This window comes from Thermodesulfovibrionales bacterium (assembly GCA_035686305.1).
GTDB lineage: Bacteria > Nitrospirota > Thermodesulfovibrionia > Thermodesulfovibrionales > UBA9159 > DASRZP01.
Genome location: DASRZP010000030.1, coordinates 19,831 through 33,024, shown reverse-complemented (window position 1 = coordinate 33,024; position 13,194 = coordinate 19,831). Strand labels below are relative to the sequence as shown.

The following is a 13,194-nucleotide window of genomic DNA, read 5'->3' as shown; positions in this document are numbered from 1 at the left end:
ATAAAATCTTCTTGACAAGGTACGGTTTCTTTGATAACCTTTGGCTAGAAGATTTCGGGGAAGAGAAATCTTATCATCTCAAATCATCAGGAAAGGGAGGTGGAGAATACGTATGAGCACATTTGATGATGGCTCAAGTATTGCAGAAAGTCTCGCTAGGAAAGGCGTCTCACGGAGGGATTTCATGAGGTTCTGCACTGCCATGGCAGCTACCCTGGCATTGCCTTCTTCTTTTGTCCCCCAGATAGTCGAGGCCCTTGAGAAGAAGCAGAAGCCCTATGTTGTCTGGCTCGAATTCCAGGATTGCGCAGGGGACTCAGAGGCGATCCTCCGTGCCACCAAACCGACGATTGCAGAGATCGTCCTCGATGTGATTTCCCTGGAGTATCATGAGACGATCATGGCAGGCGCAGGAAAGAGCGCCGAGAAGGCCCTCCAGGACGTGGTGAAGAACCAGAAAGGGAAGTACATCGCGATTGTTGAGGGTGCGATCCCAACGAAAGACGGCGGTGTCTATTGTACGATCGGAGGGAGAACGGCCTTAGAGATCGCCAAAGAAGTCTGCGGCAACGCCGCCTTTACCATCAATGTCGGTTCTTGTTCGTCCTGGGGAGGCATCGCCAGCGCCAAGCCGAACCCGACCGGCGCGGTAGGCACAGGAGCAGCCGTCCCTGGAATAACTTATGTCAATATCCCGGGCTGCGCTCATAATCCTGAAAATGCAACGGCGACAATTGTCCACTACCTGACTTTTGGAACGCTCCCCGCCCTCGATGCACAGCACCGTCCGCTCTTTGGATACGGCAAGATCATCCACAACAACTGCGAGAGGCGCGCCCATTTCGACGCAGGACAGTTTGTCCGTCAGTGGGGTGATGAAGGACACCGGAAAGGCTGGTGCCTCTATGAGATGGGCTGTAAGGGACCCGAGGCTCATTACAATTGCCCGACGGTGAAATACAACACCGGAACGAGCTGGCCTGTCCAGGCAGGACACGGCTGCATCGCCTGCGCTGCAAACGACAACTGGGACGTCTTCGGACCCATCTACAAAAGGCTTGAGAACGTACCGGGTGCGGGATATCAGACGAGCGCGGACAAGATCGGTCTCGGCGTCGCTGCTGCAGCGGCAGCGGGCGTAGCAATCCATGCTGTCGGAAGGGCGATCAAGGGCACGCCCCACAAAGAAGAGAAGAAATAACTACGCGGGATAAAAAGGAGGAGAAAGAATGGCAAAGATCGCGATTGATCCGATAACAAGGATCGAAGGACATCTGAGAATCGAGGCGCAGGTTGACGGCGGCAAGGTCACAGAAGCCTGGTCATCGGGCACCATGTGGAGGGGCATCGAGAATATCGTGGTAGGGAGGGATCCGCGGGAGTGCTGGGCCTTTGTCTCGCGAATATGAGGGGTCTGAACAACGGTCCACGCACAGTGCTCCGTGAGAGCCGTGGAAAATGCAGTAGGCGCAGTAATCCCTGACAACGCAAGGATCATCAGGAACCTTATCAACGGCATCCAGTACGTTCAGGACCATGTCATACACTTTTACCACCTCCATGCCCTGGACTGGGTAGACGTCGTCAGCGCATTGAAGGCCGATCCTATGAAGACCGCAGGTCTTGCGCAATCCATATCCGACTGGCCGAACTCCTCGCCGACCTATTTCAAAGCCGTCCAAGGCAAGGTGAAGGCCCTTGTCGAGAGCGGACAGCTCGGCATCTTCGCCAGCGGATATTGGGGACATCCTGAATACAAACTTCCTCCTGAGGCGAACCTCATGGCGGTAGCCCATTACCTCGAGGCATTGGACTGGCAGAGGGACGTCATCAGGATGCAGGCCCTCCTCGGCGCGAAGAACCCCCATCCCCAGACCTGGCTCGTGGGAGGGATGGCCATTCCCGTTGACCCCAATAGTCAGAATGCCATCAATGCCGGAAGCATCGCCTTCATGAACGAGGTTGCCAAGAAGTCCCTTGACTTTGTCGAGAAGGTGTATATCCCTGATCTCCTCGCTGTGGCATCCTTCTATAAGGAATGGGCCGGCATCGGGGCCGGGGTCGGCAATTACCTCTCCTATGGCGAGTTCCAGAACGACAATGTAAGTAACACGACGAACACCTGGCTGCCTGCAGGCTTTATCAGGGCCAAGAATCTGGCAAAGGTTGAGCCTGTCGAGCACAAGAAGGTCACCGAGGATGTTGCCCATGCCTGGTACAAGTACAGTGACGGCGACGAAAAGGCAAAGCATCCATGGGACGGTGAGACGAACCCCAACTACACTGGTCCGAAACCGCCCTACGAATTTCTCGACACGAACAAGAAGTACAGCTGGGTCAAGGGTATTCGCTATGACGGGCTTTCGACAGAGGTTGGTCCCCTATCGAGGATGCTCATCGCCTATGCCTCAGGCCATAAGCGGATTAAGGAAGTGGTCACGATGGTCCTCCAGAAGCTTGGAGTTGGGCCGGAAGCGCTCTTCTCGACGCTCGGACGGACCGCTGCAAGGGGTATCGAGACTCTCGTGACCGCTGAGATGCTTCCCGTCTGGATCGGCGATCTGGCGGCAAAGATCAAGGCCGGAGACTTCCGCATCCATAACCCTGAGAAATGGGAACCCTCTTCATGGCCCAAAGAGGCAAAGGGCTTCGGCTTCCACGAGGCGCCGCGCGGCGCACTCGGTCATTGGGTGGTGATCAAAGACGGCAAGGTCGCGAACTATCAGTGTGTTGTCCCCGGCGGATGGAACTCTTCTCCTAAGGACGCAAAGGGACAGAGGGGCCCCTATGAAGCTGCCTTGGTCGGCACCCCGTTGAAAGATCCGAACAAGCCCCTGGAGATCCTGAGGACCATCCATTCCTTCGATCCCTGCATGGCATGCGCGATCCACGTTGTCGATGCAGAGCGCGATGAGATCATCAAGGTAAGGGTAACCTAGGAGGCGGCCATGACAAAGGCACTGTATGTCTGGGAGTTTCCGGTTCGATTGACGCACTGGGTGAATGTCGTCGCCATCGTGATGCTCTCGGTCACCGGGTTCTATATCGGGGCACCCTTCATCCATGCTGTCAGAGAGAATCAGTTCATTATGGCCAAGATGCGGTACATCCACTTCATCTCGGCCTATGTGTTTGTCGTGAGTTTTCTCGTGAGGATCTACTGGTGGTTTGCGGGCAACAAGTACGCGAGGATGAACCAGTTCATCTTTGTGAACGCCGCGCGCTGGAAGAATACCATCGACACGGCGTTGTTCTATGCCTTCCTCAAAGATGATCTGCCCCACTCCCCTGGTCATACCGGCATGGCAGGGCTGACCTACTTCACCCTCTTCATCGTCTTCGTTATCGAGATCCTGACGGGGTTTGCCCTCTTTTCCGAGACCCATGGTGGTGGGTGGCTCATGACCGTTGCGGGCGGATGGCTTTTCTCTTTCATGAGTACCGGGACCGTACGGTTGATCCATCACTGCGTGCTGTGGATCATCGTCGCATTTACGATCATCCACGTCTACATCTCCTGGCACAATGATATCGTCGAGCGGAACGGCCTCACGAGCTCGATCTTCAGCGGTTACAAGAATATGGAGGAATGACGGCACATTGTCCATACTGGTCATAGGTCTCGGAAACATACTCTTGACGGACGAAGGGATCGGGGTCCATGTCGTCAACACCATGAAGGAACGGTATACCTTTTCTCCGGAGCCGGAGATCCTTGATGGTGGGACGCTGGGCCTTGACCTTCTCCATTTCTTAGAAGGGAAAGACAAGATCCTCCTCATCGACGCCGTCGATTTCAGAAAGGAACCAGCCCATATCGGTGTTCTCGAAGACGATAATATCCCTTCACAGCTCTTCACAAAGCTCTCGGTGCACCATATCGGGCTCTCTGACCTCCTCTTTGCTGCAAAATTGCTTGACATGAAACCATCGAAGATTCGCCTCATCGGGATCCAGCCGCAATCCCTTGAACTCGGACTTACCATGACAGAGCCCATTCGTGCTATTATGGAAGATGTGATCGACCTCGCTGTCAAATCTTTGGAGGAGTGGAAAGTAGCATGTGTCTTGCGGTCCCCTCAGAAATTATCAGCATAAATGACAGGATGGCCTCGATCGATGTGTCAGGGGCCAGGAGGGAAGTAAGTCTTCTCCTCCTTCCGGAAGAAGTGAGGGTCGGTGATTTTGTCATCGTCCATGCCGGTTTCGCGATCCAGAAGATCGACCGCGAAGCAGGGTTGGAGGCCCATCGTCTTCTGAGGGAGCTCTGTGAAACCGAAGAGTTCAGGGCTGAGTTCTGCGAGTGAAGAGATACGTCCTGGGGCTTTCTGGTGCAAGCGGTTCCATCTTCGGCATCAGGCTCCTCCAGTACCTTGTCCGGTCCGCTGAAGTTCATTTCATCGTCTCCGTACAATCCTTTTCGATTATCAGACATGAGACGGGAATCGATTGGGAAGGGGCGAGCGAGGGAGAGGTCCAAGAAAAGATTAGGATCTATCTCAGTTCGGACAGGGTTTACTATTACCATGACAATAATCTTGCCGCCCCGCCGTCGAGCGGTTCTTTCAAAAACGATGGGATGCTTATCGTTCCGTGCTCCATGAAGACCCTGGCCGGCATTGCAGGGGGACATGCAAGCAACCTCGTTGAACGGGCCGCTGACGTGGCGATAAAGGAGGGCAGAAAGCTTCTCCTCTCCCCCAGGGAGATGCCCCTCAGCGCGATACACCTGGAGAATATGCTGAAACTCTCCAGACTCGGTGTAACGATAGCGCCGCCTATCCCTGCATTCTATCACAAGCCGAAGGACCTCGATGATATCATCGATTTCGTGACCGCCAAGATTCTCGACTCTTTCAACCTTGAACATGATCTCTTCAGGAGGTGGGGGACGTAGAAGATATCATGCCATCATTCCCCCCTTTCCCATCCTTCTGGTAATCTGCTTTCGACGGTTGGAAGAGCAGACTTGAAGACTTTGCTCGTATTTCGTTGCCGTTCTTCGTGAAACGAAGCGTCAGCACCTGTGAGTGTCTGAGCCCGCAGGGCGAGTTTCACGGGTGCATGAGAATGAACCTAGAACGGCAGAAATCGAGCGTCCGGAGTGAAAGTGTGTTCTTCTGACGGCGTTTTCTTGGATTATGATGTATGTCATAGCGCTTTCAAGAAAATCTGCTAAAATAAAAGTATGATTAAGGAAGGATGTCCGGGAAGCAAAGAGATCAGAAGTCCATCTCCGGAAGAGATCACCTGTTACTGGTGCGACTTCAGGAATGAGATCTGGACCGACGAAGTTGATACGGTCTGCAAAGGCTGCGGCAAGAGCATTACCCGGGAGATCGGCACCACCTGCATTCAGTGGTGCCCTGCAGCAAGGGAATGTGTCGGCACGGAGAAGTACGAACGGTTGATGAAGGCTGTTAGGAAGTAAGGTTCGTCATTTTGACAGGAGAGAGGAGAAGGCCTTTCTCCTCATTTCCTGTTTCTTTCTTCGTCATGGGGACACATGAGGAGAATAGCGGCAGTGGCCGGTCAGTTTTACCAGGGCTCTTCAGCAAAACTGACCCACCAGGTGCAGAAGTATGTCCTTCAGCATGTCGTGAGAGAGACCGCTCTTGGTGTGCTCTGTCCCCACGCAGGCCTTATCTATTCGGGGTCGGTGGCCGGCGCGGTCTATTCCCTTATCGCAGTTCCTGAAATCTTCCTCTTAATCGGCCCAAATCATACCGGCCTCGGCTCGAGGATGGCCATGATGACCCACGGCGAATGGGAGATTCCGACAGGCGTGCTCTCCGTTGACGAAAAGCTTGCCAGGAGGATCCTTTCGAACGTACCTGTCATCTCCAGTGACACGCAGGCCCACCTTTTTGAGCATTCTCTCGAAGTTCAGTTACCCTTTATAACCTACCTTTCGAAAGAATCACGGATTGTACCCCTGACGGTGATGTCGGCATCGCTCGATGAATGCAGATCGGCCGGGGAGGGCATTGCCCGCTCCGTTCAGGAAATTTCTTCTTCTGTTGTTATTGTGGCAAGTTCCGACATGAGCCATTATGTCTCTGATGAAACGGCACGGAAAAAGGATAGGATGGCCATAGACATGCTTCTCTCCCTCGATCCCGAAGGACTTTACCGCACCGTCGAAGAAGAGCGTATCACCATGTGCGGGTACCTGCCGGCAACAATCATGCTTTTTGCAGTAAAATCCCTCGGTGCAAAGAGGGCTAAGCTCATACAGTATGCCACGTCGGGAGAAACAAGCGGCGATTACGATCATGTTGTCGGGTACGCCGGCATCATTGTTTCCTGATCTCTGTCGAGTCTGGCCGGTCTCTCCCTCAACTCTTCCGAAACCATTTCGCTTCACAGAGTCCATAAAGGAGGCAAAATGAGATACCCACCCCTGGACACACCCTCGCGCCTCGGCGTCTTGTGCCTTCGTTCGGTATAATAGGGCTGCGATGCTGTCACCAGCAACACTTGAACACCTTATTCGGACATACGGGTATGCCGCATTGCTCATCGGCACCTTCTTTGAAGGCGAAACGATCTTAATTATTGGTGGGCTTGCTGCACATATGGGATATCTCCGCTTGCCTCTCGTGATGGCGATTGCTTTGATCGGGAGTTTTTCTGGAGACCAGGTCTTTTATTTCGTGGGGCGGGCACGCGGCAGAGATCTCCTCGCACGTCATCCCCGATGGCACTGCCGTGCTGAAAAAATTCATCTCATCGTTGCGCGTTACCACGACCTCATTATGCTGGGATTCAGGTTCGTCTACGGAATCCGCATTCTTACTCCTATTGTCATCGGCAGCAACCAGCGGATCAAGGCGAGCCGCTTCATTATTCTGAACGCTGTCGGTGCGGCGCTCTGGGCGGTCCTCGTTTCTGCAGGGGGCTATCTCTTCGGCACCACCCTTGAGATTGTAATGAAAGACATCAGGCGCTATGAAATGGAAGTCATCATCGGGATTCTTCTTATCGGAGGAATCCTCTGGATGGTTCACTATCTGCGCGAGAAGCGGAAGGCAAAATGCACTTGAGACCTCACAGTATCGAATGGTTATTCAATGCGTTTCACTAATCAGGCGCCGGCGGTTTCCACTCCTGGAAAAAATTGTCCATCGCCGACGTCCCTCCAATCGGAACGTGCCCGTAAAAGATATACAGCTGCCTACCGGCCTCTGCCTTATTCTCTTTATCAACGATTACCTTCCACATCGCGGCGACAAGTCCCGACCTGTCTGAGCCCGCCTTGCAATGGATCAATATCGGACGGGGTGCGGTCTTAAAAATCGCCAAAAGTTTCTGAACGTGTTCTTCAGCCGGCTCCCTGTCTGCCGATAACGGTATATCATAATGCATTATGTTATAATCTTTGCTGACTTTTATCTCGTCTTCATACCACCGCTCATTCCTGTTTTCTCCGCGAAGATTCAATATGCTCCTGATATGATATTTCTTGATATAGTAAGCAAACTCATCCCCGCTGAGCTGAGCCGACCGATAGGCTTCACCTGCCGTAATTTGATGAAAATTGCCCTGTTCCCATAGAAAGACGAAGTAGCCGGCTGGAAACAGCAACAATATGACAACTCCGAGGAAAACTTTTCGACATCGTGGCATCTCAATGCATCCTGTATCGTGTCCTACATCCGTTGAAACGGAAGCTCTCATTCAGAGGGCTCTCGCACCCTGCAGCCTCTTCCCCTGCCGATAATCTTATTACGCCTCCTTTTCGGACACGTTCCGAGACGAACCTCCTTGCTTAACTTCTAAGACCGGATCTTTCTCATCACCAGACATGGCCTTCTTAAACTCCCTTATGCTCTTGCCAAGTCCCTTGCCAAGCTCCGGCGGTTTCCCAGGCCCGAATACTACCAATGCAATAGCGAGTATAATTATAATATGCATCGGTTGAAAAAGTCCTTCAAACATACGCTTCGCCTCCTCTCGATATATCCTGTCGATATTTCCCTTTCTATTATAACAGCACCTCTGAAAATTGAACATGAGGAATTGCCGAATTGTCTCGATCCAGTTTCTTGAAGAACGTTGGCTCCTATATCTTGCCAATGCCTCCTTCTTCTTCTCCACAGTGTCGGAGATGTCCACAAGTACTTCCCCGTGCTCAAGAAGAGTTTTTGCTTCATGTCCGGAATAGATATAGATTTTGTTCAGTATCCCGATACCTGTGTAGCCTGAATCTTTTTTTCGGATGGGCTGCTCACTAAACTTTTATAGCTCAGAAATATTAAAAAAAATATCATCATTAGAGGATGCCACCATAAACCTAAGTAGTTGACGAATGGTCGAAGCAGTTCGGGGAGAAGACCAATTGACAATCCCATAAAGACCAAACTCCATCCCAATTTCGGATTGACCTTATCTTTCAGGTAATAGATGGCATAGTATGCAATGCTTGGAGCAACAATAACATAACTGTTTCCCTCGGTCATCGGATTAAACAGCATAAGATACGAACCTGTTAATCCAAGAAGAAGGAATGAACGTTCAGGTTCTGACATTTGTTTAGAGCCTTTCCACCATAATCCCGCAAATAAAATTCCAGCTATAATCCTTATGCTTTGCGACACCGTCCCGGTGAGGCCGATTCCAAGTGACCGCAGAAGACCATTCAAATCTGAAAAACGATATTCCGCGGTTAAGGAAGAAGAAAGCAGGTATGAAAGGGATTGTTGATACTGGGAGAAGACATATGAGGAATCAGCAAACAGGAAAGGGAGAAGAAGAAAAATACACAGTCCGATTACAAGCCTCCAAATTGTCAAGGGATACACGATAACAGCCAACAAGATGAGCACCAGCCCAATAGGCTTAACAGCAAGTGAAAAAATCATAAATACAGCAGCAGGCCACCACCGAGATTGGGCAAGAGCGACAATAGAGTAAACCATTAAAGCTGCAAACAATACGTTAGCTTGACCATTACGCATAGCTCCAATACATGGAGTGAGTACAACGAGTGACATACATAAGAAGAAAGATTCCTTATCGGATGAAGGTAACAGCTTGACCATTTTCCACATGCCCGTAACCAGTAACCCTGCTTCAAATATACGCCAGAGAATATCACTAAAAGGCATAGGCACGCAATGAAACGGACTAAAAATTAATGCAAACTGAGGAAAATAGAAATACCTATAATTTGCTGTGTCAGTATACAGGGATTTTGAGGCTCCCCATCTTTCAACGGCCTCATGGTAAACGGGAACTACAGTATGCGTCAGCGGGGCAATAAAGACAAGAATACAAATAATCAGAACAGTTAGCGCCCATAAAGAAAAACCGATGTTCAGATACAATGATTCCTTATTTACCATCAGCGATTATAAGCAGCAACCGACCTTAATTTCAAACACACCATTGTTTTGGCTCATGTATGAGCTCATACTTGTCCAAAATAGATCTTTAAGGAATCCCCAATTCGGGTAAGATAGTTCTGCATGGCAACTGCAAAGGCCCTCCTCTCGAGCTTAAAGGCCCCTGAATGAATTCTCATTGTGATATTATAGGAAGGAAACCTTACACGAACCTTACTGGATAAATCCCGTGCGCATTTTGATTGTAGAAGATGACAACGTGTTGGCAGACGGTCTCCTGCGGTCCATGAGGAATGCAGGGTACACGGCGGATTGCCTGACCACCGGCGATGACGCCGACAATCTGTTACACCAGGAGATACATGATCTCGTGATCCTTGATCTCGGGTTACCTCGAATGGATGGTTTTCAGGTCTTGCAGCGCCTGCGCCAACGAAAATCCGGTATCCCTGTGTTGATTTTGACAGCGAGGGGCTCATTGGAGGACCGTGTCAAGGGACTGGATCTCGGGGCCGATGATTATCTTGCGAAACCCTTTGATCTTCCCGAACTCACTGCCCGGGTCAGGGCCCTCATGAGGCGAGTTTACAGCAAAAACAGCGATGAGCTCTGTCTCGGCTCCTTGTGTCTCGACATAAAGGCACAACGTGTTACGCTAGGGGGTAAGGCCTTGGGGGTTTCCGCCCGGGAAATAGCAGTCTTGGAAACCTTACTGAGACGGCCGGGAGGCGTGGTAAGCAAAGGACAAATTGTGAAAGGCTTTTGCGATTGGGATAGCGATATCAGTGATAACGCCGTTGAGGTGTATGTTCATCGCCTGAGGAAGAAATTGGTCGGCAGTGGGATTATCATACGCACGGTCCGCGGTCTCGGATATATGTTGGACCAGCCGACCGATCCGAAAGATGAATAGACCGGTCACGCTCCGCCGCAAACTTCTCGTCTGGCTCCTCTTCCCCATGCTGGCCCTTTGGATTTTGAATACCGGTATCATGTATTTTCTTGCTCGTCGGTTTGTGAATGAGGCCTATGATTATGCTCTTGTTGACTCTGCGCATGACCTTGCCGATCAAATAACAGGTGAGGGAGGCAAGGCATTATTAAACCTGCCGAGTTCTGCCCTAAAGATATTTCTTTCAGACGAACTAGACTCGATCTCATACAGTGTGGTCAGAAGAGACAGGACACTGCTATCAGGAGAGCCCGGCCTGTCAATTCCCGATACAGCGATGAACCCGGGAAACTCATCAGTTCGTGATGACACCTTCCGGGGACGAAGAGTTCGCATCGCTGCGCTCCCTTTTCTCCTGCCGGGGTTACCGTCTGACCAGACTGTCATAATCCAAGTCGCAGAGACGCTTAACAAGCGGACCAAACTGGCCGGCAAGATCATTGCGACAATGGTGTTGCCCCAAATCTTGCTGTTCGTGCTTCCCGGTATCGTCGTATGGATTGGTATTGGCAGAGGGCTGTCTCCTTTGGCGATGCTGAGAAAGGAAATAGCTACCCGCTCACATAGAGATCTCAGCCCATTGGAAGAGAGCAGTACCCCTCAGGAAGTTCGTCCGATTATTCATGAGATCAACGACCTCATGGCGCGATTGGGGAAGACCCTTGAAGCCCAGCAACGATTTATCGCTGACGCAGCCCATCAGCTCAGAACCCCTCTTTCCGGTCTCAAGGTTCACACGGATCTGGCCAAGAGACAGTCGGATCCCGCAGACCTACAGCAGACCCTCACCCTGATCGATACCAGTGCCGATCGTGCGATTCGTCTTGTAAACCAAATGCTGACCCTTGCACAGGTCGAGTCCGGCGCCCGGGAAACGTTGAATCTGAAGCCCCTTGATCTTGCCGAACTTCTTAGGGAAACTACCAAGGAGTGGGTGTCTTCTGCCTTGAAAAGAGACGTGGACATCGGCTACGAAGGGCCTGAACTGCCGATAATGGTAAAGGGCGATGTCATTCGCATCAGGATGTTGATCGATAATCTTATCGATAACGCCATCAAGTACTCGCAGACCGGAAGCACGGTAACGACAAGGATCGAGGAAACCGAAGGGTCTGTCATCCTAACGGTAGAGGATAATGGTCCCGGAATACCGTTTGAGGAGAAACAAGCTGTTTTTCAACGGTTCTATAGGATTTTGGGCAACAGCATTGCCGGTAGCGGCTTGGGATTGTCTATTGTGAAGGAGATCGCGACGTCGCATGGAGCATGTGTCTCCATCGAGGACAGGGTAGGCCATCGGGGAACTTCAGCAAAGGTGACGTTCCCCAGGATTCTAACGTTGTGAAAGCACCTGAACTGAACCGTGCTTTGTAATCAAGATATAATCTCTTTATATTTTATTAGTCGGCGCTCTTGCCGACGGTCGGGCAGCAACGACGGATGACGCTCTTGCGGCAAGGCCGATTGGCAAAATAGCCTATCTCTTCGAGACGCACGATACGAAGGGCGCGAATGAATATACCATTACTCCTGCTGAAATACCGTGAACTCCGAAGGAATGAGCGCCGGACGCCGCAGGAATTGTCGGAACACCGTCTCGGAAAATTCCGCCGGTTCGTCGGGTTCGTAAGACGTCGGTCACCGTACTATGCTCGGATCATCACCGAACAGGGCATCGATGTCCGTACCTGCGTTCCCGAAGTCTTCCCAGTCCTGACAAAAAGCACTCTCATGGAGAACTTTAACGATATTGTCACTGCTCCCGCAATCACCAAAGAGGGAATTGCGGATTTTCTCTCCCGGTCCAACGATCCCTGTGAACTCTTCCGAAGGAACTTCGTCGTCCTCCATACATCAGGATCATCTGGGGAGATCGGATACTTCGTCTATTCTCAGAGTGACTGGGCACGGGGATACGCACAATTTTCTCGACTTCGATCGCTCCCGTTCCGGAAGCTGAGGGCCGCCTACTTCGGCGCAACGCAGGGCCACTTTGCAGGCGTCACCCAGTTTCTCACGCTCCGGCGTTCATTGCTGAAGTTCCTCTATCGCGCAGAGGTCTTCGAGATCAACGGTTCACTGCAACCCGTCCTCGACCGCCTCAATGCCCTGAAGCCTCATATCCTGAGCGGCTATCCTTCCTGTCTTCTCATGCTCGCCCACAAGCAGCTGGCTGGAGAACTCAGGGTATCTCCATCCTTCACGTATAGCGGAGGCGAGCCGCTCAGCCCGGACACCCGCGACATCATACTCAAAGCCTTTCCGGGCCATCTGCTGAACCTCTATGACAGCACCGAACACATGCTTATGGCCATAACGCACCCGCTGAACGAAGGCATGTATCTGCTTGAAGACGATCTGATCTTCGAACTTCATCCCAATCATACATGTGTGACAAATCTCTTTAACAGGACTTTACCGCTCATACGTTACCGCATGGACGACGTTCTTCAACAGATGCCTGATGCCGATTGGCCCCTCCCCTATACAAAGGTCAAAAACATCATCGGTCGAATGGAACAGGCACTCGTTTTCACGAATCGTCAGGGCAGCGAGGATTTCATCTCTCCCATCGTCATCGTCGAGTTGCATGTCAGGAACCTGCGTCGCTTTCAAATCCGGCTCTTGAGCAGGTCATCCTTCTTGTTCAGGGCTTGTCTCGCAAGGGGCCTTCGCCAAGAGGAGAAGGAAGACGTGTTTCGGGACATCCGATTGAAGTTACAGGAGATCCTCAGACAAAAGGAGATGGACAACGTCACGTTCGACATTGTAGAGGTCGATGACCTGCAGGTGGATGAGAAGACCGGCAAGTACAGGCTGATCACGAACTGATCGTCCGATGACTGATTGGTGAACATGAGGGGCCATACCTCCTTTAAGTTCCTGGAGACCACA

At 51.5% G+C, this 13,194-nt stretch carries 15 protein-coding genes and 1 pseudogene; 13 read left to right on the top strand and 3 right to left on the bottom strand.

Features of this window, described 5'->3' with window-relative positions; translation table 11 throughout:
- The first annotated feature begins 112 nt into the window (after positions 1 to 112).
- From VFG09_03450 to VFG09_03405, 10 genes and pseudogenes are all read left to right on the top strand, one after another.
- Positions 113 to 1,201: a hydrogenase small subunit gene (locus VFG09_03450; GenBank protein ID HET6514188.1), complete on the top strand. Its 1,089-nt coding sequence runs from the start codon at positions 113 to 115 to the stop codon at positions 1,199 to 1,201.
- 28 nt (positions 1,202 to 1,229) lie between these two features.
- Positions 1,230 to 1,409, top strand: coding sequence for a hypothetical protein (locus tag VFG09_03445; GenBank protein ID HET6514187.1), 180 nt, complete (start codon positions 1,230 to 1,232; stop codon positions 1,407 to 1,409).
- Positions 1,410 to 1,430: 21 nt separating this feature from the next.
- A pseudogene (locus tag VFG09_03440) lies at positions 1,431 to 2,939 on the top strand (nickel-dependent hydrogenase large subunit).
- 9 nt (positions 2,940 to 2,948) lie between these two features.
- The gene (gene cybH, locus VFG09_03435) at positions 2,949 to 3,593 is read left to right on the top strand and encodes a Ni/Fe-hydrogenase, b-type cytochrome subunit (protein ID HET6514186.1); all 645 of its coding nucleotides are present in this window, start codon (positions 2,949 to 2,951) and stop codon (positions 3,591 to 3,593) included.
- Between the two features lie 7 nt (positions 3,594 to 3,600).
- Positions 3,601 to 4,098: a HyaD/HybD family hydrogenase maturation endopeptidase gene (locus VFG09_03430; GenBank protein ID HET6514185.1), complete on the top strand. Its 498-nt coding sequence runs from the start codon at positions 3,601 to 3,603 to the stop codon at positions 4,096 to 4,098.
- Positions 4,062 to 4,307, top strand: coding sequence for a HypC/HybG/HupF family hydrogenase formation chaperone (locus VFG09_03425; GenBank protein HET6514184.1), 246 nt, complete (start codon positions 4,062 to 4,064; stop codon positions 4,305 to 4,307). The genes VFG09_03430 and VFG09_03425 overlap by 37 nt, the downstream gene beginning before the upstream one ends.
- Entirely contained in the window at positions 4,304 to 4,897 is a 594-nt protein-coding gene (locus tag VFG09_03420; GenBank protein HET6514183.1) for a flavin prenyltransferase UbiX, read from the top strand. Before VFG09_03425 ends, VFG09_03420 begins: the two co-directional genes overlap by 4 nt.
- A gap of 291 nt (positions 4,898 to 5,188) precedes the next feature.
- The gene (locus tag VFG09_03415) at positions 5,189 to 5,431 is read left to right on the top strand and encodes a hypothetical protein (protein ID HET6514182.1); all 243 of its coding nucleotides are present in this window, start codon (positions 5,189 to 5,191) and stop codon (positions 5,429 to 5,431) included.
- A gap of 75 nt (positions 5,432 to 5,506) precedes the next feature.
- Positions 5,507 to 6,310, top strand: coding sequence for an AmmeMemoRadiSam system protein B (gene amrB, locus VFG09_03410; protein HET6514181.1), 804 nt, complete (start codon positions 5,507 to 5,509; stop codon positions 6,308 to 6,310).
- 151 nt (positions 6,311 to 6,461) lie between these two features.
- Positions 6,462 to 7,046: a DedA family protein gene (locus VFG09_03405; GenBank protein HET6514180.1), complete on the top strand. Its 585-nt coding sequence runs from the start codon at positions 6,462 to 6,464 to the stop codon at positions 7,044 to 7,046.
- A gap of 37 nt (positions 7,047 to 7,083) precedes the next feature.
- Here the strand turns inward: VFG09_03405 and VFG09_03400 are convergent, their stop codons facing one another.
- The 3 genes from VFG09_03400 to VFG09_03390 all read right to left on the bottom strand — a co-directional run bounded on the left by VFG09_03400 (position 7,084) and on the right by VFG09_03390 (position 9,347).
- On the bottom strand, positions 7,084 to 7,629 hold the full coding sequence (locus tag VFG09_03400) for a dual specificity protein phosphatase family protein (GenBank protein HET6514179.1): 546 nt from the start codon (positions 7,627 to 7,629) through the stop codon (positions 7,084 to 7,086).
- Positions 7,630 to 7,728: 99 nt separating this feature from the next.
- Positions 7,729 to 8,118, bottom strand: coding sequence for a twin-arginine translocase TatA/TatE family subunit (locus tag VFG09_03395; protein HET6514178.1), 390 nt, complete (start codon positions 8,116 to 8,118; stop codon positions 7,729 to 7,731).
- Between the two features lie 62 nt (positions 8,119 to 8,180).
- Positions 8,181 to 9,347 carry a glycosyltransferase family 87 protein gene (locus VFG09_03390; protein ID HET6514177.1) on the bottom strand — a complete coding sequence of 389 codons (1,167 nt, stop codon included), beginning with the start codon at positions 9,345 to 9,347 and terminating at the stop codon, positions 8,181 to 8,183.
- Between the two features lie 229 nt (positions 9,348 to 9,576).
- Between VFG09_03390 and VFG09_03385 the strand changes: the two genes are divergently transcribed.
- The 3 genes from VFG09_03385 (at position 9,577) to VFG09_03375 (ending at position 13,131) form a co-directional block, all read left to right on the top strand.
- Complete coding sequence (locus tag VFG09_03385) at positions 9,577 to 10,260, top strand: response regulator (protein ID HET6514176.1); 684 nt, start codon at positions 9,577 to 9,579, stop codon at positions 10,258 to 10,260.
- A complete protein-coding gene (locus tag VFG09_03380) occupies positions 10,253 to 11,644 on the top strand; it encodes a sensor histidine kinase N-terminal domain-containing protein (GenBank protein ID HET6514175.1) in 1,392 nt (463 codons plus the stop codon). The genes VFG09_03385 and VFG09_03380 overlap by 8 nt, the downstream gene beginning before the upstream one ends.
- Positions 11,645 to 11,811: 167 nt before the next feature.
- Positions 11,812 to 13,131, top strand: coding sequence for a hypothetical protein (locus VFG09_03375; protein ID HET6514174.1), 1,320 nt, complete (start codon positions 11,812 to 11,814; stop codon positions 13,129 to 13,131).
- The last annotated feature ends 63 nt before the right edge of the window (positions 13,132 to 13,194 follow it).

Excerpts from the sequence above, each read along its gene's own strand:
- VFG09_03400 (HET6514179.1), bottom strand. The coding sequence starts at position 7,629 with ATGCCACGATGTCGAAAAGTTTTCCTCGGAGTTGTCATATTGTTGCTG.
- VFG09_03415 (HET6514182.1), top strand. The coding sequence starts at position 5,189 with ATGATTAAGGAAGGATGTCCGGGAAGCAAAGAGATCAGAAGTCCATCT.
- cybH (HET6514186.1), top strand. The coding sequence starts at position 2,949 with ATGACAAAGGCACTGTATGTCTGGGAGTTTCCGGTTCGATTGACGCAC.
- VFG09_03375 (HET6514174.1), top strand. The coding sequence starts at position 11,812 with ATGAATATACCATTACTCCTGCTGAAATACCGTGAACTCCGAAGGAAT.
- VFG09_03405 (HET6514180.1), top strand. The coding sequence starts at position 6,462 with ATGCTGTCACCAGCAACACTTGAACACCTTATTCGGACATACGGGTAT.
- amrB (HET6514181.1), top strand. The coding sequence starts at position 5,507 with ATGAGGAGAATAGCGGCAGTGGCCGGTCAGTTTTACCAGGGCTCTTCA.
- VFG09_03445 (HET6514187.1), top strand. The coding sequence starts at position 1,230 with ATGGCAAAGATCGCGATTGATCCGATAACAAGGATCGAAGGACATCTG.
- VFG09_03380 (HET6514175.1), top strand. The coding sequence starts at position 10,253 with ATGAATAGACCGGTCACGCTCCGCCGCAAACTTCTCGTCTGGCTCCTC.
- VFG09_03450 (HET6514188.1), top strand. The coding sequence starts at position 113 with ATGAGCACATTTGATGATGGCTCAAGTATTGCAGAAAGTCTCGCTAGG.
- VFG09_03390 (HET6514177.1), bottom strand. The coding sequence starts at position 9,347 with ATGGTAAATAAGGAATCATTGTATCTGAACATCGGTTTTTCTTTATGG.
- VFG09_03425 (HET6514184.1), top strand. The coding sequence starts at position 4,062 with ATGTGTCTTGCGGTCCCCTCAGAAATTATCAGCATAAATGACAGGATG.